The organism is Micromonospora chokoriensis (assembly GCF_900091505.1).
Taxonomy (GTDB): Bacteria; Actinomycetota; Actinomycetes; order Mycobacteriales; family Micromonosporaceae; genus Micromonospora; species Micromonospora chokoriensis.
In genome coordinates, this window is the sequence record NZ_LT607409.1 from 4003120 (window position 1) to 4023786 (window position 20667).

The 20667-nt window shown below is 70.4% G+C and carries 21 protein-coding genes and 1 pseudogene; 14 read left to right on the top strand and 8 right to left on the bottom strand.

The features are described 5' to 3' along the window. Positions 1–208: 208 nt before the first annotated feature. Positions 209–454, top strand: a pseudogene (locus tag GA0070612_RS18570) (helix-turn-helix domain-containing protein); the annotation flags it as partial. Here GA0070612_RS18570 and GA0070612_RS32560 read toward each other — a convergent pair. Continuing rightward, positions 396–1010 carry a M14 family zinc carboxypeptidase gene (locus tag GA0070612_RS32560; RefSeq protein ID WP_331716415.1) on the bottom strand — a complete coding sequence of 205 codons (615 nt, stop codon included), beginning with the start codon at positions 1008–1010 and terminating at the stop codon, positions 396–398. The pseudogene GA0070612_RS18570 and the gene GA0070612_RS32560 overlap by 59 nt on opposite strands. A gap of 507 nt (positions 1011–1517) precedes the next feature. Here GA0070612_RS32560 and GA0070612_RS18580 point away from each other — a divergent pair. Next, on the top strand, positions 1518–1889 hold the full coding sequence (locus GA0070612_RS18580) for an effector-associated constant component EACC1 (RefSeq protein ID WP_157742540.1): 372 nt from the start codon (positions 1518–1520) through the stop codon (positions 1887–1889). 68 nt (positions 1890–1957) lie between these two features. On the opposite strand, the gene GA0070612_RS18585 is transcribed toward GA0070612_RS18580, so the two are convergent. Then, a complete protein-coding gene (locus tag GA0070612_RS18585; RefSeq protein ID WP_088989058.1) occupies positions 1958–3283 on the bottom strand; it encodes a glycoside hydrolase family 18 protein in 1326 nt (441 codons plus the stop codon). A gap of 145 nt (positions 3284–3428) precedes the next feature. Here GA0070612_RS18585 and GA0070612_RS18590 point away from each other — a divergent pair, with 145 nt between their 5' ends. Beyond that, complete coding sequence (locus GA0070612_RS18590) at positions 3429–4313, top strand: bile acid:sodium symporter family protein (RefSeq protein WP_088989059.1); 885 nt, start codon at positions 3429–3431, stop codon at positions 4311–4313. A gap of 48 nt (positions 4314–4361) precedes the next feature. On the opposite strand, the gene GA0070612_RS18595 is transcribed toward GA0070612_RS18590, so the two are convergent. The 4 genes from GA0070612_RS18595 to GA0070612_RS18610 all read right to left on the bottom strand — a co-directional run bounded on the left by GA0070612_RS18595 (position 4362) and on the right by GA0070612_RS18610 (position 6471). Continuing rightward, a complete protein-coding gene (locus GA0070612_RS18595) occupies positions 4362–4781 on the bottom strand; it encodes a PPOX class F420-dependent oxidoreductase (RefSeq protein ID WP_088989060.1) in 420 nt (139 codons plus the stop codon). A gap of 88 nt (positions 4782–4869) precedes the next feature. Further along, positions 4870–5325 carry a pyridoxamine 5'-phosphate oxidase family protein gene (locus tag GA0070612_RS18600; RefSeq protein ID WP_088989061.1) on the bottom strand — a complete coding sequence of 152 codons (456 nt, stop codon included), beginning with the start codon at positions 5323–5325 and terminating at the stop codon, positions 4870–4872. A gap of 11 nt (positions 5326–5336) precedes the next feature. Beyond that, positions 5337–5963, bottom strand: a complete 627-nt coding sequence (locus GA0070612_RS18605) for a VOC family protein (protein WP_088991598.1) — start codon at positions 5961–5963, stop codon at positions 5337–5339. Between the two features lie 97 nt (positions 5964–6060). Beyond that, positions 6061–6471 (bottom strand): VOC family protein, encoded by a 411-nt coding sequence (locus GA0070612_RS18610; protein WP_088991599.1) that lies wholly within the window; start codon positions 6469–6471, stop codon positions 6061–6063. A gap of 68 nt (positions 6472–6539) precedes the next feature. Between GA0070612_RS18610 and GA0070612_RS18615 the strand changes: the two genes are divergently transcribed. After that, positions 6540–7424, top strand: coding sequence for an NAD-dependent epimerase/dehydratase family protein (locus GA0070612_RS18615; protein ID WP_088989062.1), 885 nt, complete (start codon positions 6540–6542; stop codon positions 7422–7424). Positions 7425–7430: 6 nt separating this feature from the next. Here GA0070612_RS18615 and GA0070612_RS18620 read toward each other — a convergent pair whose 3' ends face one another. Beyond that, the gene (locus GA0070612_RS18620) at positions 7431–8534 is read right to left on the bottom strand and encodes a glycoside hydrolase family protein (protein ID WP_231924249.1); all 1104 of its coding nucleotides are present in this window, start codon (positions 8532–8534) and stop codon (positions 7431–7433) included. Between the two features lie 328 nt (positions 8535–8862). Here GA0070612_RS18620 and GA0070612_RS18625 point away from each other — a divergent pair, with 328 nt between their 5' ends. The 3 genes from GA0070612_RS18625 to GA0070612_RS18635 all read left to right on the top strand — a co-directional run bounded on the left by GA0070612_RS18625 (position 8863) and on the right by GA0070612_RS18635 (position 12153). Continuing rightward, a complete protein-coding gene (locus GA0070612_RS18625; RefSeq protein ID WP_088989064.1) occupies positions 8863–10059 on the top strand; it encodes a low temperature requirement protein A in 1197 nt (398 codons plus the stop codon). Positions 10060–10215: 156 nt separating this feature from the next. After that, on the top strand, positions 10216–11112 hold the full coding sequence (locus GA0070612_RS18630; RefSeq protein WP_088989065.1) for an acetyltransferase: 897 nt from the start codon (positions 10216–10218) through the stop codon (positions 11110–11112). A 75-nt stretch (positions 11113–11187) separates the two neighbouring features. Beyond that, positions 11188–12153: an alpha/beta hydrolase gene (locus GA0070612_RS18635; RefSeq protein WP_088989066.1), complete on the top strand. Its 966-nt coding sequence runs from the start codon at positions 11188–11190 to the stop codon at positions 12151–12153. A 52-nt stretch (positions 12154–12205) separates the two neighbouring features. Here GA0070612_RS18635 and GA0070612_RS18640 read toward each other — a convergent pair whose 3' ends face one another. Then, complete coding sequence (locus GA0070612_RS18640; RefSeq protein ID WP_088989067.1) at positions 12206–13309, bottom strand: aldo/keto reductase; 1104 nt, start codon at positions 13307–13309, stop codon at positions 12206–12208. Positions 13310–13450: 141 nt separating this feature from the next. On the opposite strand from GA0070612_RS18640, the gene GA0070612_RS18645 reads away from it, so the two are divergent. From GA0070612_RS18645 to GA0070612_RS18675, 7 genes are all read left to right on the top strand, one after another. Further along, on the top strand, positions 13451–14053 hold the full coding sequence (locus GA0070612_RS18645) for a TetR/AcrR family transcriptional regulator (RefSeq protein WP_088989068.1): 603 nt from the start codon (positions 13451–13453) through the stop codon (positions 14051–14053). Next, a complete protein-coding gene (locus tag GA0070612_RS18650) occupies positions 14050–14349 on the top strand; it encodes a hypothetical protein (protein ID WP_157742541.1) in 300 nt (99 codons plus the stop codon). The genes GA0070612_RS18645 and GA0070612_RS18650 overlap by 4 nt, the downstream gene beginning before the upstream one ends. A 215-nt stretch (positions 14350–14564) precedes the next feature. Next, positions 14565–16262, top strand: coding sequence for an ABC-F family ATP-binding cassette domain-containing protein (locus GA0070612_RS18655; protein ID WP_088989070.1), 1698 nt, complete (start codon positions 14565–14567; stop codon positions 16260–16262). Positions 16263–16465: 203 nt separating this feature from the next. Then, on the top strand, positions 16466–17566 hold the full coding sequence (locus GA0070612_RS18660; RefSeq protein WP_231924250.1) for a LacI family DNA-binding transcriptional regulator: 1101 nt from the start codon (positions 16466–16468) through the stop codon (positions 17564–17566). Continuing rightward, positions 17563–18498: a carbohydrate ABC transporter permease gene (locus GA0070612_RS18665; RefSeq protein ID WP_088989071.1), complete on the top strand. Its 936-nt coding sequence runs from the start codon at positions 17563–17565 to the stop codon at positions 18496–18498. The genes GA0070612_RS18660 and GA0070612_RS18665 overlap by 4 nt, the downstream gene beginning before the upstream one ends. Before the next feature lies 1 nt (position 18499). Continuing rightward, positions 18500–19339 carry a carbohydrate ABC transporter permease gene (locus GA0070612_RS18670; protein WP_088989072.1) on the top strand — a complete coding sequence of 280 codons (840 nt, stop codon included), beginning with the start codon at positions 18500–18502 and terminating at the stop codon, positions 19337–19339. Between the two features lie 36 nt (positions 19340–19375). Next, positions 19376–20665 (top strand): ABC transporter substrate-binding protein, encoded by a 1290-nt coding sequence (locus GA0070612_RS18675; RefSeq protein ID WP_088989073.1) that lies wholly within the window; start codon positions 19376–19378, stop codon positions 20663–20665. Positions 20666–20667 lie beyond the last annotated feature (2 nt).

The following is a 20667-nucleotide window of genomic DNA, read 5'->3' on the forward strand; positions in this document are numbered from 1 at the left end:
CTTGGACAGTTTCCGTTCGCGCGTAACGGAATCTGTCCAAGATCTCTGCGGATCGGCGGTGCGGTGCTGAGATCAGCCAGCCCCGCGCGCCCGTGATGACACTCCGCTGTGGAGATGAATACGCTCGGAAGGCGTTTCACCGACGCGAGCCGCGCTGGCGACGCAGTCCACGCCGGATGGCGGCGTGCGTGGCTCTTGGGAGCATTGAATGGCCGATCTGCCGCACCCGCTCACCGCGTTCATCGTGGGCGAGATCCGCCGCGCCCGAGGGCCCGCCGGAATGACCCAGGAGTCCTTCGGGCGGGGCGCCGGTTTCAGCGCCTCCCAGGTCAGCGCCGTGGAGAGCGAGACCCGGGCACTGACGATGGACGTCATCAAGGGCGCCGACCGAGCCTTCAAGAACGGCGGCCTGTTCGAACGCATGGTCGCGAAGCTGGGGGCACCATCCTGGTACTCGGTGGTGACGGTGTCGTCGCAGGCGCCGTTGAAGCCGAAGCCTGCCTTGTTGGCCTCGCCGATCCGGCTGATCCAGTCCACTGCCTCGCCGGCGATCTCGTGGTGGATCGGGTCGGCGTTCGGTGGGAAGAAGTACTGCCGGCCGCCCATCTCGTGCGCGTCGACGAACACCTGCGGCGGGTAGCGGCGCAGCAGTTCGAGCTTGCCGTCGGTCTCCTGCTGGGTGCGGGCGCACCAGTCCCGTTCAGGTCGAAGCCGAAGTCGTTCTGCCGCCGTGTCGCATCGCGGCCGTCCGGGTTCTGGGTGGGGACGATGATGGTAACCAGGTTGTCGTTGCGCCGTGCGACCTCGCAGGACAGGCCCGCCGCCAACTCGTACAGCGTCTTGAGCGCCGCGTCGGTGCCGCTCTTCACACCACCGTGCACGTTGGCGGTGACCCAGACGATGGCCGGGCTGTCCATCGCCGTACGGGCGGCCGTCCGCGCGGTGGTCCGGCGCGGGTCGCGCAGGTCCCGTACGTCGTCGGCGATCGTCCGCAGCGCGGCGGGCCGCATGTTGCGCTCGTTGGACACCACCGTGTACGGCAGTGGCTGGCCGAGGACGCACCCCGGTGACGACCCGGTTGGAGGCGCGGTCGACGGCCCCGAGGTACGTGCGGACCTCGTCGTTGGTGACGACCCGCTCCTGCCCCACGCCGAGGGGGAAGCCGAGCACCGCCTCCGGGCCCGGCACAGTGCCCAGCCGTGCGGTCGGGTCACTGCTGCACCGCGACGGCGGTGCGGCGCAAGCTGTCGACGTGCCGCTGACCAGGGGAGTCATGCCGAGCAGAAGCGCGACGGTGGCCGCACCCGCCAGCCGTTTCGGAGGGACCGTCCAGAACGGACCCGACGATGGGGGCATGTCTCGGGTTCCCTTCCGGGGAAGATCCTCGCGGTGGCCGGAGCCTATGAACGGTGGATTCGACGGTTCAGGCCTGATCGACTGCGACGACTGTCCGGGATGCCGGTGCGACGACGGGCTGGCAGGATGAGAGCGTTGTCGATGCCTGAAAGGTGGAGACGTTGACGGAGATCATCACGCTCTCGGTTTATCCAGATTCCTCCTCCGCCGACGCTCGGCGATCCCTGGCGTCCTGGCTGCGCGCCGACGCCCGGCTCCGCGAGGCGGTCACCACCACGCCCACGGACGGGACGTCGACCGACGACGCCGACGTGCTGCGGCTGGCGGTCGGCGGGGCGGGCGCCGCCATGGTGCTGGTGCAGGCGGTCGCCGACTGGCTGAGCAACCGTCGTGAGGACGTGACGGTCCAGCTCAGCCGTCCCGGCTGGTCGGCCGAGCTGGACGTGCACCAGGCTCGGGACATGGGCCAGGTGACCGCCCTCGTCGAGACGACGGTGCGCGCGGTCACCCCCGAGGAGGGAAGGCTCCCTTGATCACGTGAGGAGGGGGTCCGAAGACCTGATCCTCGTCCCGTGATCAAGGGAGCCCGGGAGAAGTGCGGCTACCAGGTGGTCAGGCCGAGGTCGATCGTCCTGGTCAGCGTGGCGTTGTCGTCGTCGCCGTCGAGCGACCAGACCATCGCGCCACCCAGGCCGGCCCGGCGGATGTAGAGCGTCTTCTGCAACACGACGGCCGGGTCGTCGTACGTCCACACTGTCGTACCGTCGAACAACCAGGCGTGCCCGGCGCGGAGGTCGCGGTGCACGGTGAACCCGTTGCCGGCCAGGGTCTTGAGCCTCTTGTAGTCCTCGTTGCCGGCCTCGAAGGTGGCCGGCGCGGGCCCGGTGGCCGGCTGGAAGAGGCCGTTGCCGCCACCGGTGATGCCGGTCCAGCCGCGACCGTAGTACGGAATGCCGAGCACCAGCTTGTCGCGGGGCGCGCCACGGGCGATCCACCCGTCGACGGCCACCTCGACAGAGAAGTCCGGGTTGTCCGGCGATCCGGTCGGCACGCGCAGCGCGGACTGCTGGTTGGCCCTGGCGTCCCAGCCGCCGTGGAAGTCGTACCCCTGCACGGTGGCGAAGTCCAGGTACTTGAAGATCTTGCGGCCCTCGTAGCCGGCGTCCATGAAGGCCGGGCTGGCCGGCAGGAAGGCGGTCAGCGGGTGGTGGGTGCGGGTCTTGCGCCCGAGGGCGTCGAGTTGCCGGCGGAACTCGGCGAGCAGCCTGGTGAAGTTCTCCCGGTCCTCCGGGCGGATCACGTTGCCGGGCTCACCCTCCGAGCCGGGCCACTCCCAGTCGAGGTCGATGCCGTCGAAGACACCGGCCCCGGCGCCCGGGCTGCCGGGAAGGTTGCCCTTGAGGTAGAGGTCGATGCAGGACGCGACGAACGCCTTGCGGGAGGCGTCGGTGCGGGCGGCGTTCGAGAAGTACGTCGACCAGCTCCAACCGCCCAGCGAGATCAGCACCTGGAGCTTCGGGTGCTTGGCCTTGAGCTTGGCGAGCTGGTTGAAGTTGCCGTTGAGGGCCTGACCGGGTGCGTCGGCGACGCCGTCCACGCTCTCCTCGGCGGGAACCGGTCGCTGGTAGTCGGCCCAGGCGTCGCCCTCGCCCGGCCCGCCGTCGACGTAGCAGCGGCCGTCCTCGCTGACGTTGCCGAACGCGTAGTTGATGTGGGTGAGACGGCTCGCCGCCCCGGAGGTGTCGAGCTTCTTCACCGGGAACGCCCGGCCGTAGATGCCCCACTGGGTGAAGTAGCCGACCCGGTGGTAGCCGGTGCGGTGCTGCTTGTTGTCGCCCGCGCTCGCGGCGGCGGGCGGGGCTGCGGTGATCAGCAGGGTCGCCAGTGTGACGACGGCGGTGAGACGGCGGTGGCGGAATGGTCGCATCGGCACACTCCCACGAGGTGTCAAGCAGAATAGTAAAGACACTTATCTGATTGATGAAGTTAAGCCGGTGACCGTCCACGGTCAAGAGCCGTCCAGCCACATGGGGGATTGTGACGGCGTTACCCGGTGGTAACGATGTTGTGCCATGGACTCCGCCCTGACTTTGATCGGACTGCCCATCGCCCTCGGCGTCATCATGCTCGGTCTGGGTCTCGGACTGACCATCGCCGACTTCCGCCGGGTGGCCCAGCACCCGCGAGCCGCCGTCATCGCCCTGGTGTGTCAGGTGCTGGTGCTGCCGGCGCTCTGCTTCTGCCTCGTCCTCGCCTTCGACCTGGCACCGGAGTTGGCCGTCGGCATGATGCTGCTGGCCGCCTCGCCGGGCGGCACGACGGCCAACCTCTACAGTCACCTGTTCGGCGGGCATGTGGCCCTGAACATCACCCTGACCGCCATCAACTCGGTGCTCGCCGTGTTCACACTGCCGGTCCTGGTAAACCTGTCGGCGGCGTACTTCCTGCCCGACGGGCGAAGCCTCGGCCTCCAGTTCGACAAGGTGGTGCAGGTCTTCGCCATCGTGCTCGTCCCGGTCGCGATCGGCATGCTGATCCGCGCCCGCATGCCACACGTCGCCGAGCGTCTGAACCGCCCGGTGCGCGTCCTCTCCGTCGTGGTGCTCGTCGCCGTCATCGCCGGCGCGGTGCTCGGCGAACGGGAGAACATCGCCGACTACTTCGTCGCGGTCGGCCTGGCGGTGCTCGCGTTCAACCTGCTGAGCCTCGCCATCGGCTACGGGGTGCCCCGACTCGCCGGAGTCGACCGGAGCGCCGCGACGGCCGCCGGATTCGAGATCGGCATCCACAACAGCACCCTGGCCATCACCATCGCGCTCAGCCCGGCGCTGCTCGACAGCACCCAGATGGCGATCCCCGGAGCCGTCTACGGCATCGTCATGTTCTTCACCGCAGCGGCCTTCGGCTACCTCGTGACCCGCGTCCGCACCCGGTCCGCCGCGACGTCGACACCCTGACGGGCGTGGTGCCGGCCCGGTCGCCGCACAGCCGACCGGGCCGGCCGCTCAGCCGACCTGGCTGTTGTCCTTCAGCGAGCCCCAGCCGTGCCAGCGGTCGATCTCGATCAGGGCACTGACCCGGCCACGATCACGCCGGGGGTACGCGTTGCCGGTGTAGTGCGTGGCCAACCGGTCGATGTCCGCGAAGTCCTCGTCGGCGCGCAGCTCGGCGACGTGCCCGATGATGCTCACGTGGGTGTACCAGCCGGCCTCGTCCAGGACGGTGAGCGACACCCGCGGGTCGTTGCGGACGTGCTCCAACCGACGACGGCTCTCGTCCATGTTCACCAGGATCCGACCGTCCTCCCACAGGTACCAGGTGGCGGCGGACACCGGCTGACCACCGTTGCGAAGCGTGGTCATGACAGCCGGGTTCGGCTTGCGCAGCATCTCGACCGCGGCCTCGGGGAGCGGTGGCTTGGACATGAGGTCTCCTCGTCGCGACAACGTTTACCCCCTGCACGTTACGCACCCGCAGACCCGATCACGGCGGTACGCGCGGGACCTCGCGCGGTCAGCCGAGCCAGCGGCCGTCCCGCATGAGGACGCGTCCCCGCAGCTCGTTCGCCTCCCGCCAGGCCTGGATGCGCTGCGGTCTGATCAGAAAGTACTGGTAGGGCTCGTCGAGGGCCTTCGGGTCGAAACCCGTCTTGGCCGCGAACGCGTCACCCGTCCGGGGCCCGAGGTCGGCGATGTCCACCGGCTCGGCGATGCCGTCGACGATGACGACGTCGCGCGTCGGCCCGAGGCTGAGTCGCACCCGGCCGTCCGCCACCAGGTTGCGGCCGGTGACCGAGGCACGCGGCGTCGAGATGAGGACGGCGGTCCCGTCCCAGAGGAACGACAGTGGGATGAGGTGTACGCCCCCTGGGGAACCCGCCGTCGCGACCCAGAGGTCGACGTCGTTCTCCAGTCTGGCGCGGGTGTCCCGAAGTCTCTGCTCAAGCCCGCGCGGCGCAACGTCCGTCATGCTTCCTCCGGTCACTTCGCGGTCGCCAGCGACGCGGCTTCCCAGGCGAACCCGTCCGGGTCGGTGAACTGTCCGGGGTCGCCGCCGATCGTGATTCGGTGCGACCCGGTGCCGTCGGGGGCGACGCCGACGTCCCGGGCGAGGGCGCGACGCCGGTACAGCGCGAGCTTCACGGGACTGGACCCAGCTACGAACTCGACGTACATGCGGCCGAAGCTCCTCGCCACGGCGAGGCCGCGCTCGACGTAGAACCGCTTGCTCGCCGCCACGTCCGCGACTCCGAGCAGAAGCACGAAATCGTCGATCTGCCGGGTAGCCGGGCCGCTGTTCTTCTTCGCCGAGGTCGCGATCTTCCAGATCGTCCCGTCCGGGGCTTGCACGACACCGCCGTAGCCCCAGAGCGACGTCGCGGCGGGCTTCAGCGCCGTGGCGCCGGCGTCCAGGGCGGTGCCGACGAGTCCGTCGACGGTGGCCGGTTGGGACACCGTGAGCGCCAGCGCGAACCCCCGGAAGCCGCTCGTCGGCGCGTCCGAGGCCCGCAGACGAATCTGTTTGTCCAGACCGAAGGCGGCACTGTAGAAGCGCTGGGCGGCCGTGGGGTCGGCCACGTCGAGGGTGACGGATGCGATGGATGTCATGGTGATCACGCTAGGTGCGGTCCGACGACCGGCGCTTCTTGATTCCTGACCGGTCTCGTCAGCTGTCCCGAACGGTGCACATCGAGGACCGGACGGCTCAGCGAAGCTCTTGGATGCGGACCAGGTTGCCGGCGGGGTCGCGGAAGGCGCAGTCGCGGATGCCGTACGGCTGCTCGGTCGGCTCCTGGACGACCTCGGCGTCGCCGGCCTGCACCTTCTCGAAGGTGGTGTCGAGGTCCCGAGTGGCCAGCAGGATCCAGCCGTAGGTGCCCTTGGCCATCATCTCGGTGATGGTGCGGCGCTCGTCCTCGGTGGCACCGGGGTCCGCGGCCGGCGGCGCCAGGAGGATGGACGTGCCGGGCTGGTCGGCGGGGCCGACAGTGATCCAACGCATCGCGCCCTGACCGACGTCGCTACGGACCTCGAAGCCGAGGGCGTCGCGGTAGAAGGCCAGGGAGGCGTCCGGGTCGGTGTGCGGCAGGGAGCAGGTGTGAATCGTGATGTTCATGTCGATCATGCTAGGGGGTCCGCACACCCGCGTGTGGGTTCGCGTCCGCTCCCGGTGAAGATGGGGTCATGAGCGAATCCGCACTGCCCAGGCGTGTCGTCGTCACCGGTGCCACCGGCAAGCTCGGTCGCGCCGTCGTCACCCACCTCCGCGCGGTCGGCGTCGACGTGCTGGCGGTGGACCGCGCCGGTGGTCGCGACCCCCGCGACGTGGACGGCGAGTTCCTGCTGGTCGACCTGACCGACTACGGGCAGGTGGTGGAGGCGTTCACCGGGGGCGCCGACGAACACGCGGGTGGCGTCGACGCGGTCGTGCACCTGGCGGCGGTCCCGGCCCCCGGGCTGATGTCGAACGCGACCACGTTCGCCAACAACTCGGCCGCCACGTACAACGTGTTCGCCGCCGCCCGGGCGGCCGGGATCAAGCGGGTCGTCTGGGCGTCCAGCGAGACGGTGCTCGGGCTGCCGTTCGACACCCCACCGCCGTACGCGCCGGTCGACGAGGAGTACGCGCCGCGCCCCGAGTCGACGTACTCGCTGAACAAGGCGCTGGAGGAGGAGATGGCCCGGCACTTCTGCCGCTGGGACCCGGAGCTGGTCATGGTGGGCCTGCGCTTCTCCAACGTGATGGACGTCGAGGACTACGCGCCGTTCCCCTCGTTCGACGCCGACCCGAGCCTGCGCCGGTGGAACCTGTGGGGCTACATCGACGCCCGCGACGGCGCGCAGGCGGTCGAGCGGGCACTCGCCCACGACCAGCCCGGCGCCGACGTGTTCATCATCGCCAACGCCGACACCGTGATGAGCAGGTCCAGCGCCAGCCTCATGGCCGAGGTCTACCCGGGTGTCGAGATCCGGAAGGACCTCGGCGAGCACGAGACCCTGCTCAGCATCGACAAGGCGCGACGGGTGCTCGGTTACGAGCCGCGGCACTCCTGGCGGGATCACGTGTAGGTCGGCTCAGCGGGCCGCCTGGTACGCGCGACCGACGGCGGTCGCCTCGCTGCCGGTGCGGAACAGCCCGGTCTGGTCCTTGTCCGTGGCGGGCAGGCCGAACCACGCGTACCGCTGGAGCCAGGACAGGCCACCGAGCATCTTCGTCGCCGCGGTGAGGAAAGCGGCCTGCTGAGCCTGGGTCGGGAAGCGGACGCCGTCGGAGAAGTCGATCAGGGCGAACTCGGTGAGCCAGATCGGCAGCCCGTAGCGGTCGTGCACGCCCTGGAGGTACGACCTGAGCTGGTTGACCGCGTTGGCCGTGGTGAAGTCGCCGCCGTACCAGTGCAGGGCGATGAAGTCGACGCGGTAGCCGCGCTGCTTCGCGCCGGTCATGAAACGGTCGAGCCACTCGCCGGGCCGGTCACCGCCCCAGGCCACCGCCGGGCTGCCCAGCGGAAGGCCCGTGGCCTGCAACCGCGGCCACAGGTCCAGCGCCTGCTCCACGGTCATCTCGGCCTGGCCCTTCAGGTCCGGCTCGTTGAACCCGAGCAGGTACCTGCCGTTCTGCTTTGCCTGCTGGAGGTTGGTGGCGGTGACGCTCTTCGCGCCCCAGATCATCGGGACGAACTCGGTGCCCTTCGGGCTGGTGACGCCCTGGTGCTTCACGTCCCAGGTGTAGTACCAACTCGCGCCGGAGTTCGCGAGCGCCTGGTTGACCCCGTCGAAGGTCCACACCCCGACGCCCTTGCGCTTCGAGGTCACCGTCGGCGCCGCCGGGGCGACCGGACGCCCGGTCGTCGGCTTCACCGACGGGGTCGCCGACGGGTTCACCGCCGTCGGGCTCGCCGTGGCGGCGGGCGTGGTCACGGTGGAAGCGCCGAGCTCCGGGTCGGTGGGCGGCGGCGCGTCGACCGCCTGCGTCGTGGCCGGGGCGGGCGTCGGCCCGGTCGGTTGCATCACGACGACCACACCACTGACCAGTACGGCGACCACGGCGGCCACGACGAGCGGCCACAGCAGACGCCGCGCACCTGTCGGGAGGCGGCCGAGCAGCCCGCGTCGGGGGTCCGCGTGGACACCTCGACCGCCCCTCGGGGCGTCCGCTTCTCCCGGGCCGGTTGCGCGCATCGTCTCGACTCCTTCGTGTGCTCGCATCGCTGTTCGATGCCGCGTCGGCGGGTGGATCCCGCCGACGCCCCACATCAGGAGACTCGCCAGCCGTACCCGGATAACAGTTTCACCGAAACCGCGGCGGCGCCCTGCCGGCGTGCCCGTTGGAGATCCGGTATAAGCCCCCGAAAAAAGCCCGAAAATGGATAATATCCTCATGGTGAACAGGCGGGACCGGTCGGCGAGGAGGCCCGGAGCTATGGCAGCGGGGCAGGTCGCCGAGCACCGTCAGCACGTCGGCGTGCCCGTGTCGGCGGCCCTGGCCGGCTGAGCGGTCCCGCCGTCCGTGTCGACGCGTGCCGTGTTCCGAGGGCTCGGGGACAGCAAGAGCCCGAACTCGGCGACCGTCCTGGAACTGCTGTTCGACATCGTCTACGTCTTCGCGCTCGCCCGCCTCGCCGGGCGGGTCGCGGACGACCTCACCATCGTCCGGCACACGTTGCTGTCCGAGGCGGGACAGACGGTCCTCTTCTTCGCGGCGATGTGGATGATCTGGTCGCTCAACGCGCTGCTGTCCAGCACCTACGACCCTCGCCGTCCCGAACTCCAGGCGTTCCTGCTGGTGACGATGTTCGGCACGCTGGTGCTGGCGGTCTCCCTGCCACAGGCCTTCGGACAACGCGGCGTCGTCTTCTCCGTCACCTACGTGATCATCCAGGTCGGTCGACCGCTCTTCCTGGCGTTCGCTCTTCGGGGTCACCCGGTGCAGGGGTTCTCGATCCGGATCCTGACCTGGCACCTGGCCTCGGGCGTGCTCTGGATCAGCGGTGGTATCAGCGGCGGCCTCGGTCGGGGCGTCTTCTGGACCATCGCGCTCGCCATCGAGCTGATCGGCGCCGCCATCACCTACCCCCTGCCCCGGGTGGGCGGGCGGCAGCTCAACTCGCTGGGCGTCACCGTCTCGCAGACGCACCTCGCCGAGCGCTACAACCAGTTCTTCATGATCGCGCTTGCCGAGGTGGTGCTCGAAGCCGGTGCCGCGGTCAGCTTCCCGGGCTTCTCCCGAGACGGGACCATCACCCTCGTCGCCTCGTTCGTGACTGTCGTCGCGTTCTGGCGGATCTACTTCTACCACGTCAGTTCCGGGCCCGCCTCGACCTCCAGCGGAGAGGGGATCAACCTGTCCCGGTGGGCGAGCTACAGCCTGCTGCTCATCGTCGGTGGCATCATCTGCACCGCCGTCGGCTTCGGGCAGATCATCGAGGACCCCCACCCGCCGATCGACTGGGCCCTCGTGGTCATCGTCTTCGGTGGACCGGCGCTGTTCCTGATCGGGCGCAGCTTCCTGGAGGTGGAGAGCCGGCTCGCGCCGCGCTGCCGGGCGTTGTATCTCGGCGTGGTGGCGCTGATCGTGGGGGCGCTGCCCATGGTGCTGCTCCCGCCGGTCGCCGTGGCGGTCACCGTGGCGGTGATCCTGGCCGGCATCACCATCCTCGACCAGCGCGCCCACCGGCGTCGGTCGGAAACCAACCCGACACTGTGACCCTCCCTTGCGGGCCGCCGACGTCCCCCGTAGGGTCGTCGGCACGCCGTCGAGCTGGGAGGAGGTCAGAACAATGTCCGATGTTCTGCGCCCCCTCCGCGCTCCGGCGTCCGCGCGGATCTGACCCGGGGCGTTCGCTTCCCGAAGGACCACGCCATGACAGATCTGGTCATCCGCCCGCTCGTCGCGGGCGAGGAACACGTGTTCGACTCCATGCCCGACCCGCTCCCACAACTCCGCCAGGTCGCCTACGCCGACGGAGTCGCCGGCGGCGGCTACCGTCCCGAGACCACCTGGGTCGCACTGCGCGACGATCGAGTGGTCGGCCGGGCCGCCTGGCTCCTCCCACCGGGCGCCATCGGCGCCCCCTGGCTGGACCGGTTCGATCTGGACGCCGAGCCGGAGGTGGGCGCCGCGCTGCTGCACGCCGCCCACGAGGCACTCGGAGGTCCCGGTCTGTACTACGCCGCCCTGCCGGCGCACTGGCGGCGTCGACCCGAGGTGCTGGCCGTGGTGCGGGCACCGATGGCCGCCGCCCAGCTCGCCGGGCTGGTCGAGCGGGAGGAACGGATCCGGTGCTCCTGGACCGGCACACCGCTGCCGGCATCCTCCGGGCGCTACGACTTCCGTACCCCCGCCGACGCGGCGGAGGTCAACGCCCTGGTCGCCCGGATCGCCGAGCCGGACGTGTTGACCGGCGTCGAGACCGCACGGGTGGTCAGCGGCATCGACCTGGCCACCGACCCCCTCGGTTGGTTGGGGGATGCGGTCCAGGGATGGCGGGTCGCGACGGAGGCTGGCCGGCCGGTGGGCCTGGCCGGCACCGCCGGGGACGCCTGCTTCCCGCTGCTCGCCTATCTCGGCCTGCTCGACGAGGCGGCCCGACCCGAACTACTGGCCGAGGCGGTTCGGGTGCTCGTCGCCGGAGGCGCCCGGGAGGTCGTCGCCGACGTCGAGGCGCACCGGGTGGCGGTGCTGGCGGAGCTGGAACGGACCGGGTTCCGGCAGTTGCGTACCCGGGTGACCTTCGCACCGCCCACCTCCTCGGAATAGCCGGGCGGGGTGCGCCCTGTCACCGGGGCGCACCCCTCAGCCGGCGACGACCGCCGTCAGTGCCACCATCTGCCCATGCCGGAGACCATCGCGTTCGTCGTCGGCGGACTGGCGCTGGTCGTGGCGGCCGTCGCCGGGCTCTGGCTCTGGCCGGTACGTCGTCCGGGCCGCCGCCTCGCGCCCGCGCAACCACTCGACTTCGACACCGCCGTCCGTACCGCCGAGGCCCACGTCGCGAACGAGACGACGGACCCGCACATCCGACCGGAGTCGCGCAGCCGTCTGCTCAGCCACGGCTCGCGTACCGACCGGGCCGTCCTGCTGCTGCACGGATACACCCTCGCGCCGGAGCAGTACGACGAACTGGCCCAGGAGTTCTTCGACAGGGGCTACAACGTCTGGGTGCCGCGGGCCCCGCAGCACGGGACCGTCGACCGGCGGGCCCACCACCGGGTCGAGGCCGAGGAGCTGACGGCGTACGCCGCAAAGGCCTGGACGATCGCGGCGGCCCTGGGCGACGAGGTGGGCGTCGTGGGGATCTCCGGCGGTGCCGTGCTCGCCACCTGGCTGGCCCAGATGCCTGGCGCCGCCGTACGCCGCCTGCTGGTGCTGTCGCCGTTCTTCGGTCCGAATCCGCGACAGGCGCCGGCCTTCGCGGTCAGGCCCCTCATCCTGCTGTACGGGCGTCGTGTCCTCCGGGACCGGGTCACGTCGCGCGGGTACTCCCTCGCCGCCGTCACCCAGTACCTGTCGATCGCCCGTACGCTGCCGCGCCCGCCTCGACGCACCGGCCTGCGGAGCGTGGCGGTGGTGATCAGCCCGCTCGACGGCGTGGTGGACCTCGAAGCGGCAGTCGAAGTGCCGCGCCGCATCGCCGACGCCAACGCGGTGCCGCTGCGGGTCTGCACAGTGCCCGAGGCGTTGGGCGTCGCACACAACACCCTCACCCTCGGTGCCGACGGGGACGAGTGGCGGCGGCGGTACGTCGCGCTCTACGAAGGCGCGGCGGCTCCGGCGGCAGACGTGCCGCTCAGTCGGTGACGCCGTCGCCGCACGGCTGGCTCGGCCGGCGGCCCCGAGGTGGATGCGCACGTCACTCGGTGGGCTGGGCGGCGGCGTTGAGCACCGGCGGGGCGTAGCCGGCCGGCTTGTCGCCGATGCTCAGGCCGGGGCTGACCACCCAGGACTGGTACTGCGGGGTGAACATCATGTAGGGCAGGTCGAGCTTCGGTGCGCTGGCCTCGTCGAGCCGGCGGCGGGCGTCGGCCGGGATCTCGAAGTCGAGCGCCTCGAAGTTGCTGCTGACCTGTTCAGCGCTGCTCGCCCCGATGATCACCGAGGCGACGGCGGGCTGGGTGGCGACCCAGTTGATCGCGACCTGTGCCATGCTGCGGCCCAGCTCGGCGGACACGCTCTCCAGGGCGTCGATGACCTGCCAGTCGCTGGGGCTGATCTCCCGGCCCCCGGCGTTGGGAGTGGTCAACCGGCCGGTCCCGCTCAGGCCGTCGCCACTGCGTCGGTACTTGCCGGTGAGCAGGCCGCCGGCGATCGGGCTCCACGCGGTGAGCCCCATGCCCACGTTCTGCGCCATCGACACGAACTCCGCCTCGACGCCCCGGTTGACCAGGGAGTACGGCAGTTGCAGGTTGATCAGCGGGGCCAGTCCGTGCGCCTCGGCGTAGCTCTGCGCGCGGGCCGCGTACCACGCCGGTACGTCGGAGAGACCGGCGTAGCGGATCTTGCCGGAGCGGACCAGGTCGTCGAGGGTGTGCACGACCTCCTCGACCGGGGTGATCCGGTCCCAGGTGTGCAGCAGGTACAGGTCGATGTAGTCGGTGCCGAGCCGGCCCAGCGAGGCCTCCACGGCCCGCATGATGTGCTTGCGGCCGTTGCCGCTCGCGTTCGGGTCGCTCGGGTCGACGGTGTTGGTGAACTTGCTGGTCAGCACGAGCCGTTCGCGGACGCCGGCCCGGTCGATCAGCCGGCCGAGGATCTTCTCGCTCTCCCCGGCGGTGTAGAAGTCGGCCGTGTCGATGAAGTTCCCGCCCGACTCCAGGTACTGGCGGAAGATCGGCTCCGACTCCGCCTCGGTCTTGCCGTACGCGGCGTGGAAGCCGTCGACGCCGAAGTTCATGGTGCCCAGCGACAGCCGGCTCACCCGCAGACCGGACCGACCGAGCAGGTAGTAGTTGTTCATCGTTGCGTCCTTCCGATCATGTGTCGGCCCCCGATCGGACCGCTTGACAGACCTTTGCTCGCCAAAAATGGACCTGCAAGTCCAAACCTGCGGCTAGGGTTGGACCGGCAGTCGGGGGCGGATGCTGGTGACGGAGGTCTCATGACACGCGCGTTGACCCGCAAGGGTGAGGCGACCCGGGCGCGGATCGTCGCGGGCGCGGCCGCGGAGATCCGCGAACGCGGCGTCGACGAGGTACGCCTCGAGGACGTGATGGAGCGCACCGGCACCAGCAAGGGTCAACTCTTCCACTACTTCCCGGACGGAAAGGAGGAGTTGCTGCTCGCGGTGGCCCAGCACGAGGCCGACCAGGTGCTCACCGACCAGGAGCCGATGCTCAGCAACCTGACCTCCTGGCCGAACTGGATGGCGTGGCGCGACCGGCTCATCGAGCGCTATCTCGCCCAGGGCGTCAAGTGCCCGCTCAACGGACTGCTCGGTCAGACCGGCCGGCGTGCGCCGGGAGCACAGGCGATCGTCACCGGGCTCATGTGGCGCTGGCAGGACAAGATCGCCGAAGGCGTGCGGCACATGCAGTCGACCGGGGACATCGCCCCCGAGGTGGACGCCGACCGCGCGGCGGCGGCACTCCTGGCCGGCATCCAGGGTGGCGTACTGCTGCTGCTCTCCACCGGGAAGATCGACCACCTGGAGGCAGCCCTCGACCTCACCATCGACTCGCTGAGGGGCAGGCCGCTGACATGACCATGACCCGGGATTTCGACGACGATCGGCCACCGCTGGTCCTGCTGCACGGCTACTGGGGTGAGATCCTGCACGGGTCCGACGAGGCCATCGCCGCCCAGCGGTCCCGTGATCTGCTGTCGATCGGCGAGCGGAACATCGCGTACCGCTGGGTGACCTCGTCCGAGCCGCCGGCCCGCTACCTGGCCTGGCTGACCGAAGCCCTGCCGGAGATCGAGGTGACAGTGCTGCCCGGCAGCCACTTCCCGCACCTGGCGGAACCGGCGACGATCGCCCGACTGCTGGTGACCGGCTGAGCGCGAGCGGCACCGGGCACGGGCGCTATCCTTGCGGCCGAATTGCGGAGATCGGAGCAGGCGTGGCAGGTGACGACGACATCTCCGGGTGAGCACCCGGACCGGCCGCCGACGGGCGCGTGATCGCGCGCAGTCCCCGCGGCCTCCGTCGTCATGCCCTGCTCCCGCCGGGGGCCACCCGTGTGCGCCCGGATCTCCCCATTTCCGAGGTTTCCATGTCTGTTCGACCAGCCCTCGTCGCCCATGACCTGGTGCGCGTCCGCGGCACCCGTCGAGTGCTCGACGGTGTCTCCCTGACCGCCGCGCCCGGCCGCCGGATCGGCCTGATCGGTGAGAACGGCACCGGCAAGACGACCCTGCTGCGGATCCTCGCCGGCGTCGACGACCCCGACGCCGGCACCGTCACCCGCCCGCCGGATGTCGGTTTCCTGCACCAGGAGATGCCCTTCACCCCGTCCGCGACCATCGCCACGGTCCTCGACGACGCACTGCGCGAAGCCCGCGCCGACCTCGCCGAGCTGGACCGGATCGGCACCGCCCTCGCCGCCGTCGCGGAGGGCGCCGAGGACCACGACCGGCTGCTGGCCGCGTACGGCGAGGTTCTGCAACGGGCGCAGGACCGCGACGCCTGGGACGCCGACCGGCGTGCCCGGAGCGTGCTCGACGGCCTCGGCCTCGGCGCGATACCCCACGGCCGGACGCTCGCCGCGCTCTCCGGTGGGCAACGTGGCCGCCTCGCCCTCGCGGCGATGCTGATCCGCCGGCCGGGCGCGCTGCTGCTCGACGAGCCCACCAACCACCTCGACGACGCGGCGGCCGCGTTCTGCGAGGACCAGCTCCGGGCCATGCCCGGGGTGGTCGTCCTGGCCAGTCACGACCGCGCGTTCCTGGACGCGGTCTGCACCGACGTCGTCGACCTCGACCCGGCGGTCGACGGGCCGGTCCGGCACGGCGGCGGCTACACCGCCTACCTGACCGCCAAGCGGGCCGAGGCGCAGCGCTGGCGTCGACGCTACGACGAGGAACAGGCGCAGCTCGCCGAACTGCGCGAGGCCACCGCCGTGACCGGGCGCCACGTCGCCCACGGGCGGGCACCCCGCGACAGCGAGAAGATGGGGTACGGGCACACCGCCGGCCGGGTGCAGAACCAGATCTCCCGCCGGGTCCGGGACGCCTCCCGTCGCCTGGAGGTGTTGCAGCGGCGCCAGGTCGCCGCGCCACCGGAGCCGTTGCGCTTCCGTCCGCCGGCAGCCGCGGCCGTGCCCGGCTCCGCGTCCGCCGCCGGTGTCGGCGACGAGCCGATCGTCACGGTACGGATGGTGGAGGTCCCCGGTCGGCTGCGGGTGGACCACCTCGTCGTGACGGCCGACGACAGACTGGTGGTCAGCGGTCCGAACGGTGCGGGAAAGTCGACTCTGCTCGCCGTCCTCGCCGGCCGGCTGCACGGCAGCGGCACCGTTCACCGACGGCCGGGCCTGCGCGTCGGGCTGCTCACCCAGGACACCGTCTTCGACGACCCACAACGGACGGCCCGGAGCGTCTACGCCGCCGCCGTCGGAGCGGAACGGGTCGAGGTGGTGCCGCTGTCGTCACTCGGGCTGCTCGCGTCGGCGGACCTCGATCGGCCGGTCGCCGACCTGTCGGTGGGCCAGCGTCGCCGGCTCGCCCTCGCCGTGCTCGTGGCCGACCCGCCGGACCTGCTTCTGCTGGACGAGCCCACCAACCATCTCTCGCCGACGCTCTGTGACGAGTTGGAGGAGGCCCTGAACACCGGCCCGGGCGCGGTCGTCGTGGCGAGCCACGACCGACGCCTCCGCGCCCGCTGGCCCGGCCGAGAGCTACCCCTGACCCCACCCCCGCCCACCCCGGCCCACGCCCGTCCGCCTCGGCCCACCTCCCGTCCGCCTCGGTGATCAAGAGGTTTGCGTCACCCCGCCCGGCGTGGCGTGACGCAAACCTCTTGATCACCGGGCGCTGAGGGGGCGGGGGCGGGGTTGGGGCAGGTTTGCTGGTCGGGAGGGTTGGAAACGTTTTCGTAACGGGGGGTTGACCTCTCCGCCATGTGCGGAGCAGACTCCCCGGAAACGTTTACAGCAATCGGGTGGAGGTGCCGGACGTGGGTCGTAAACGTTTACAGGAACCGGCTGACGGCCGGCCCACGGTGCACACCGTTGCCGCCCGCGCCGGCGTGTCCATCGCGTCCGCCTCGCGGGTGCTCAACGGCGTCGGCGGCAGCCCCGAGACGATCCGCAAGGTCCGCGAGGCGGCGGCCGAGGTGGGCTACGTGCCCAACGCGATCGCCCGCTCGTTGCAGTCCCAGCGCACCGGCCTGATCGCGCTCGCCGTCGAGGACATCGGCAACCCGGTGTACGTGGAGATGATGCGCGCCATCGAGGCCGTGGTCGCGTCCTCCGGGCGGCAGTTGCTGGTGCACGCCACCGGCGGGCGGATCGACAACGAGACCGCCCTGCTGCGGCGGCTGGCCAACCGCTACGTGGACGGGATGATCGTCTCGCCGATCCGGGTCACCGACGACCACCTGACCGCGCTGGTGGACAGCCCGGTGCCGGTGGTGGTCGTCGGACAGCTCGGCGCGGACGCCGCCGTGGACAACGTGCGTACCGACTCACGGCAGGGTGTGGCCCTGGCCGTGGACCATCTCGTCGCCACCGGCCTGCGTCGCATCGGTTTCGTCAACGGTCCGCTCGACACCGTCCCGGGCGCCGCGCGCGACGCCGGATTCCGGGCCGCGGTGGCCCGACACGGCATCGCGCTCGACGAGGACTTGGTCGAGGTCGGCGACTTCCAGTACGTGGCCGGCCGGTCGGCCACCGAGCGGCTTCTCGCCCGCACCCACCCGGACGCGCTGGTGTGTGCCAACGACCTGATCGCGGTCGGTGCGCTGCACGCCCTGCTGGCCGCCGGTCGTCGGGTGCCGCAGGACGTCGCGGTGGTCGGCATGGACGACACCGAACTGGCCCGGATGATGTTCCCCCAGCTCTCCAGCGTCTCGCTCGGTTCGGCCGAGCGAGGTCGCCGTGCCGCCGAACTCCTCCTGCAACGCATCGCCGACGCGACCCTGCCGCCGCGCCGTGAGCAGGTGCCGCCGAGCCTCACCGTCCGCGCGTCCAGCGCGGCGACGCTGCCGGCACCCCGGTCCGCCGAACCGGGCTCCCCACCGACCACCCACCCGTTTAGCGAAGGGGTGACCGCATGACCACCCTGACCGAACGGCCGGACGCCGAGCGGGCCGAACCGGCCCGCCGGCCGAACCGGTTCCGGTCCGACCGCACCACCATCTACCTCCTTCTCCTGCCGTCGCTGCTGCCGATCCTGGTGCTGTCGGTGTTTCCGCTGCTGCGCGGCATCTACCTGGGCTTCACCGACGCCCGCGCCGGGCGCAACGTCGAGGTCAGTTTCACCGGCCTGGCCAACTACCGGGAACTCCTGGGCGACGAACTGTTCTGGAACTCGTTCAAGATCGGCCTGCTCTGGGCGGTCGGGGTGACGGTCCTGCAGTTCCTGCTCGCCCTCGGGCTGGCCCTGCTGCTCAACCAGCAGCTGCGGTTCCGCGGTGTGGCGCGGGTGCTGGCCGTGGTGCCGTGGGCGATGCCTCCGGTCGTGGTCGGCATCCTCTGGAAGCTCGTCTACCACCCCGATGCCGGGCTGATCAACGAGTTCTTCCACCGCGTCGGCGCGGACGGGCTGCGCACCAACTGGCTCGGCGACTTCAGCACCGCCCTCCCTGCGGTGATCATCGTCGGGGTCTGGGCGGGCATGCCGCAGACCACCGTCGTCCTGCTCGCCGGTCTGCAGGGCGTGGGTCGTGAGCTGCACGAGGCGGCGGCGGTGGACGGAGCCAGCACCTGGCACCGGTTCCGGCACGTCACGCTGCCCGCCCTGGCGCCGGTGATCGTGGCCATCACCTCGCTGGACTTCATCTGGAACTTCAACTCGTTCGGTCTGGTCTACGTGCTGACCGCCGGCGGGCCGGGCGGCAAGACGATGCTGCCGATGCTCTTCGCGTACGAGGAGGCGTTCCGCTACGGCAACTACGGCTACGCCGCCGCGCTCGGCAACGTCATGGTCGTGATCATCATCGCGCTGCTCGCCGTCTATCTCCGTCGTCGGCTCAGGGAGGCGAACTGACATGTTCGGAAAACCGAGCCGCACCAGCCGGACGTTGCAGTACCTGGCCCTCGCCGGCTACCTGATCTTCCTCGGGTTCCCGCTGGTATGGCTGCTCTCCACGGCGTTCAAGCCGCCACGTGAGCTGGTCCGCCTGCACCCGACGTTGATCCCGGACAACCCGACACTGCAGAACTTCGTCCAGGCCTTCACCGAGCAGGAGTTGGGCCGTGCGGCGCTCAACAGCCTCCAGGTCTCGCTCGCCTCGGCGGTGCTGACCGTGCTGGTCGCCATGCCGGCGTCGTACGCGCTGGCCCGGTTCCGCTCCAAGCTCGGCACCGCCGCCCTGGGCTGGGTGCTGCTGTCCCAGCTCTTCCCGTTCGTGCTGCTGATCATCCCGATCTTCCTGGTGCTGCGGCAGGTCGGCCTGGCCAACACGCACGCCGGCCTGGTGCTGATCTACGTGGTCTGGGCGCTGCCGTTCGCGCTGTGGATGTTGCAGGGCTTCGTCCGCAACATTCCGCGTGAACTGGAGGAGGCCGCCTCGGTCGACGGGGCGAGCCGGGTGCAGGTCCTGCGGCGGGTGGTCTTCCCGCTGCTCGCCCCGGGCCTGGTCGCGACCGCGTTGTTCTCCTTCATCTCGGCCTGGAACGAGTTCTTCTTCGCGTTGGTGCTGATCAAGACCCCGGAGCTGGCCACCCTGCCGGTGGCGTTGGCCCGGTTCGTCGGCATCGAGGGCACCGCCCGACTGGGGCCACTGGCCGCCGGTTCACTGCTCGCCACACTGCCCAGCCTGATCTTCTTCGCGTTCATGCAGCGCCGGCTCTCGTCCGGGTCGCTCGCGGGCGCGGTCAAGGGCTGAGGCGTCCCCCCAACCACCACCAAGGAGGTAACCCCCATGCTCCGTACCCGATTCCGTCGGCTCGCCGCGGCCGCCGCGGTCGCGGTCGTCGGCCTCGGCGCGCTCAGCGCGTGCGGTGACGGCGGCGACGAGGCCGCGTCCGGCCCGGTCAAGCTGCGCTTCCTCAGCCTCGCCTGGCAGAAGGAGTCGCTCCAGGTCAACAAGGACCTCGTCGCGAAGTGGAACGCCGAACACCCGGACATCCAGGTCGAGTACGTCCAGGGTGACTGGAACTCCGTGCACGACCAGCTCCTCACGTCGTTCGAGGGGGGCGATGCGCCGGACATCGTGCACTACGAGGCGTCCTCGATCGGTGAGTTCAGCAAGCAGGGCTACCTGTCCGACCTGTCCGACCTGGTCTCCGACGACCTGAAGGGCCAGATCGACAAGGGCATCTGGGACACCGCCACCGTCGACGGCAAGATCACCGGCGTGCCGTTCCTGCTGGAGTCGCAGGTCGTCATCGCCAACAAGAAGCTGCTCGACGCCGCCGGTGTCGCGGTGCCGCCGGCCGACAGCGGATGGACCTGGGACGAGTTCCAGACCAACGCGCAGAAGCTCACCAAGCCCGGCCAGTACGGCGCGGCCTGGGCGCTGAAGTCGCCGACCAACCGGGTGCTCAACCTGGCGCTCAACTACGACGGCACATTCTTCTACGGTGACGGCCGGCGTGCCGAGGTCAAGGTCGGTGACGGCGAGAAGGAGATCCCGAAGCGGATCCACGACATGCTCTACACCGCCAAGTCGGCCTCCCCGGAGGCGCTCGGCATGAGCGGCGCGGACACCCTGCCCGGTTTCTTCGGCGGCAAGTACGCGATGCTGCCCGGCTCGGTGTCGCTGCGTCAGCAGATGGTCGAGCAGGCGCCGGCCGGCTTCGAGTGGGTCACGCTGCCGCCGCTCAAGGGACTCTCCGCCAAGCAGGCCGCCAACCCGCAGACGCTGTCGGTCGCGGCGGACAGCAAGCACAAGAAGCAGGCCGCGCAGTTCCTCGAGTACTTCCTGAACCCGACCAACATGGCCGCGCTGGCCAAGGGTGACTGGCTGGTGCCGACCGGCAAGCAGGCCAACGAGGAACTAGTCAAGCTGACCGCCGGCAAGCAGGGCTGGGACGTCGCGGCGGCCAGCGCCAAGGATCTGACCGTCGCCCCGTTCCAGCAGGCCGACGGCTATCCGGAGTGGAAGACCAAGTACGCCACCCCGGCTCTTCAGCAGTACTTCGCCAACAAGATCACCATCGATCAGCTCGGTACGCAGTTGGTCGACGGTGGCAAGCAGGTTTCGAGGTAACG

Coding starts and splice junctions, on each gene's coding strand:
- GA0070612_RS18665 (WP_088989071.1), top strand. CDS start 17,563: ATGACCACCCTGACCGAACGGCCGGACGCCGAGCGGGCCGAACCGGCC.
- GA0070612_RS18655 (WP_088989070.1), top strand. CDS start 14,565: ATGTCTGTTCGACCAGCCCTCGTCGCCCATGACCTGGTGCGCGTCCGC.
- GA0070612_RS18605 (WP_088991598.1), bottom strand. CDS start 5,963: ATGACATCCATCGCATCCGTCACCCTCGACGTGGCCGACCCCACGGCC.
- GA0070612_RS18600 (WP_088989061.1), bottom strand. CDS start 5,325: ATGACGGACGTTGCGCCGCGCGGGCTTGAGCAGAGACTTCGGGACACC.
- GA0070612_RS18595 (WP_088989060.1), bottom strand. CDS start 4,781: ATGTCCAAGCCACCGCTCCCCGAGGCCGCGGTCGAGATGCTGCGCAAG.
- GA0070612_RS32560 (WP_331716415.1), bottom strand. CDS start 1,010: ATGCGGCCCGCCGCGCTGCGGACGATCGCCGACGACGTACGGGACCTG.
- GA0070612_RS18675 (WP_088989073.1), top strand. CDS start 19,376: ATGCTCCGTACCCGATTCCGTCGGCTCGCCGCGGCCGCCGCGGTCGCG.
- GA0070612_RS18640 (WP_088989067.1), bottom strand. CDS start 13,309: ATGAACAACTACTACCTGCTCGGTCGGTCCGGTCTGCGGGTGAGCCGG.
- GA0070612_RS18615 (WP_088989062.1), top strand. CDS start 6,540: ATGAGCGAATCCGCACTGCCCAGGCGTGTCGTCGTCACCGGTGCCACC.
- GA0070612_RS18650 (WP_157742541.1), top strand. CDS start 14,050: ATGACCATGACCCGGGATTTCGACGACGATCGGCCACCGCTGGTCCTG.
- GA0070612_RS18645 (WP_088989068.1), top strand. CDS start 13,451: ATGACACGCGCGTTGACCCGCAAGGGTGAGGCGACCCGGGCGCGGATC.
- GA0070612_RS18590 (WP_088989059.1), top strand. CDS start 3,429: ATGGACTCCGCCCTGACTTTGATCGGACTGCCCATCGCCCTCGGCGTC.
- GA0070612_RS18585 (WP_088989058.1), bottom strand. CDS start 3,283: ATGCGACCATTCCGCCACCGCCGTCTCACCGCCGTCGTCACACTGGCG.
- GA0070612_RS18630 (WP_088989065.1), top strand. CDS start 10,216: ATGACAGATCTGGTCATCCGCCCGCTCGTCGCGGGCGAGGAACACGTG.
- GA0070612_RS18670 (WP_088989072.1), top strand. CDS start 18,500: ATGTTCGGAAAACCGAGCCGCACCAGCCGGACGTTGCAGTACCTGGCC.
- GA0070612_RS18635 (WP_088989066.1), top strand. CDS start 11,188: ATGCCGGAGACCATCGCGTTCGTCGTCGGCGGACTGGCGCTGGTCGTG.
- GA0070612_RS18610 (WP_088991599.1), bottom strand. CDS start 6,471: ATGAACATCACGATTCACACCTGCTCCCTGCCGCACACCGACCCGGAC.
- GA0070612_RS18620 (WP_231924249.1), bottom strand. CDS start 8,534: ATGCGCGCAACCGGCCCGGGAGAAGCGGACGCCCCGAGGGGCGGTCGA.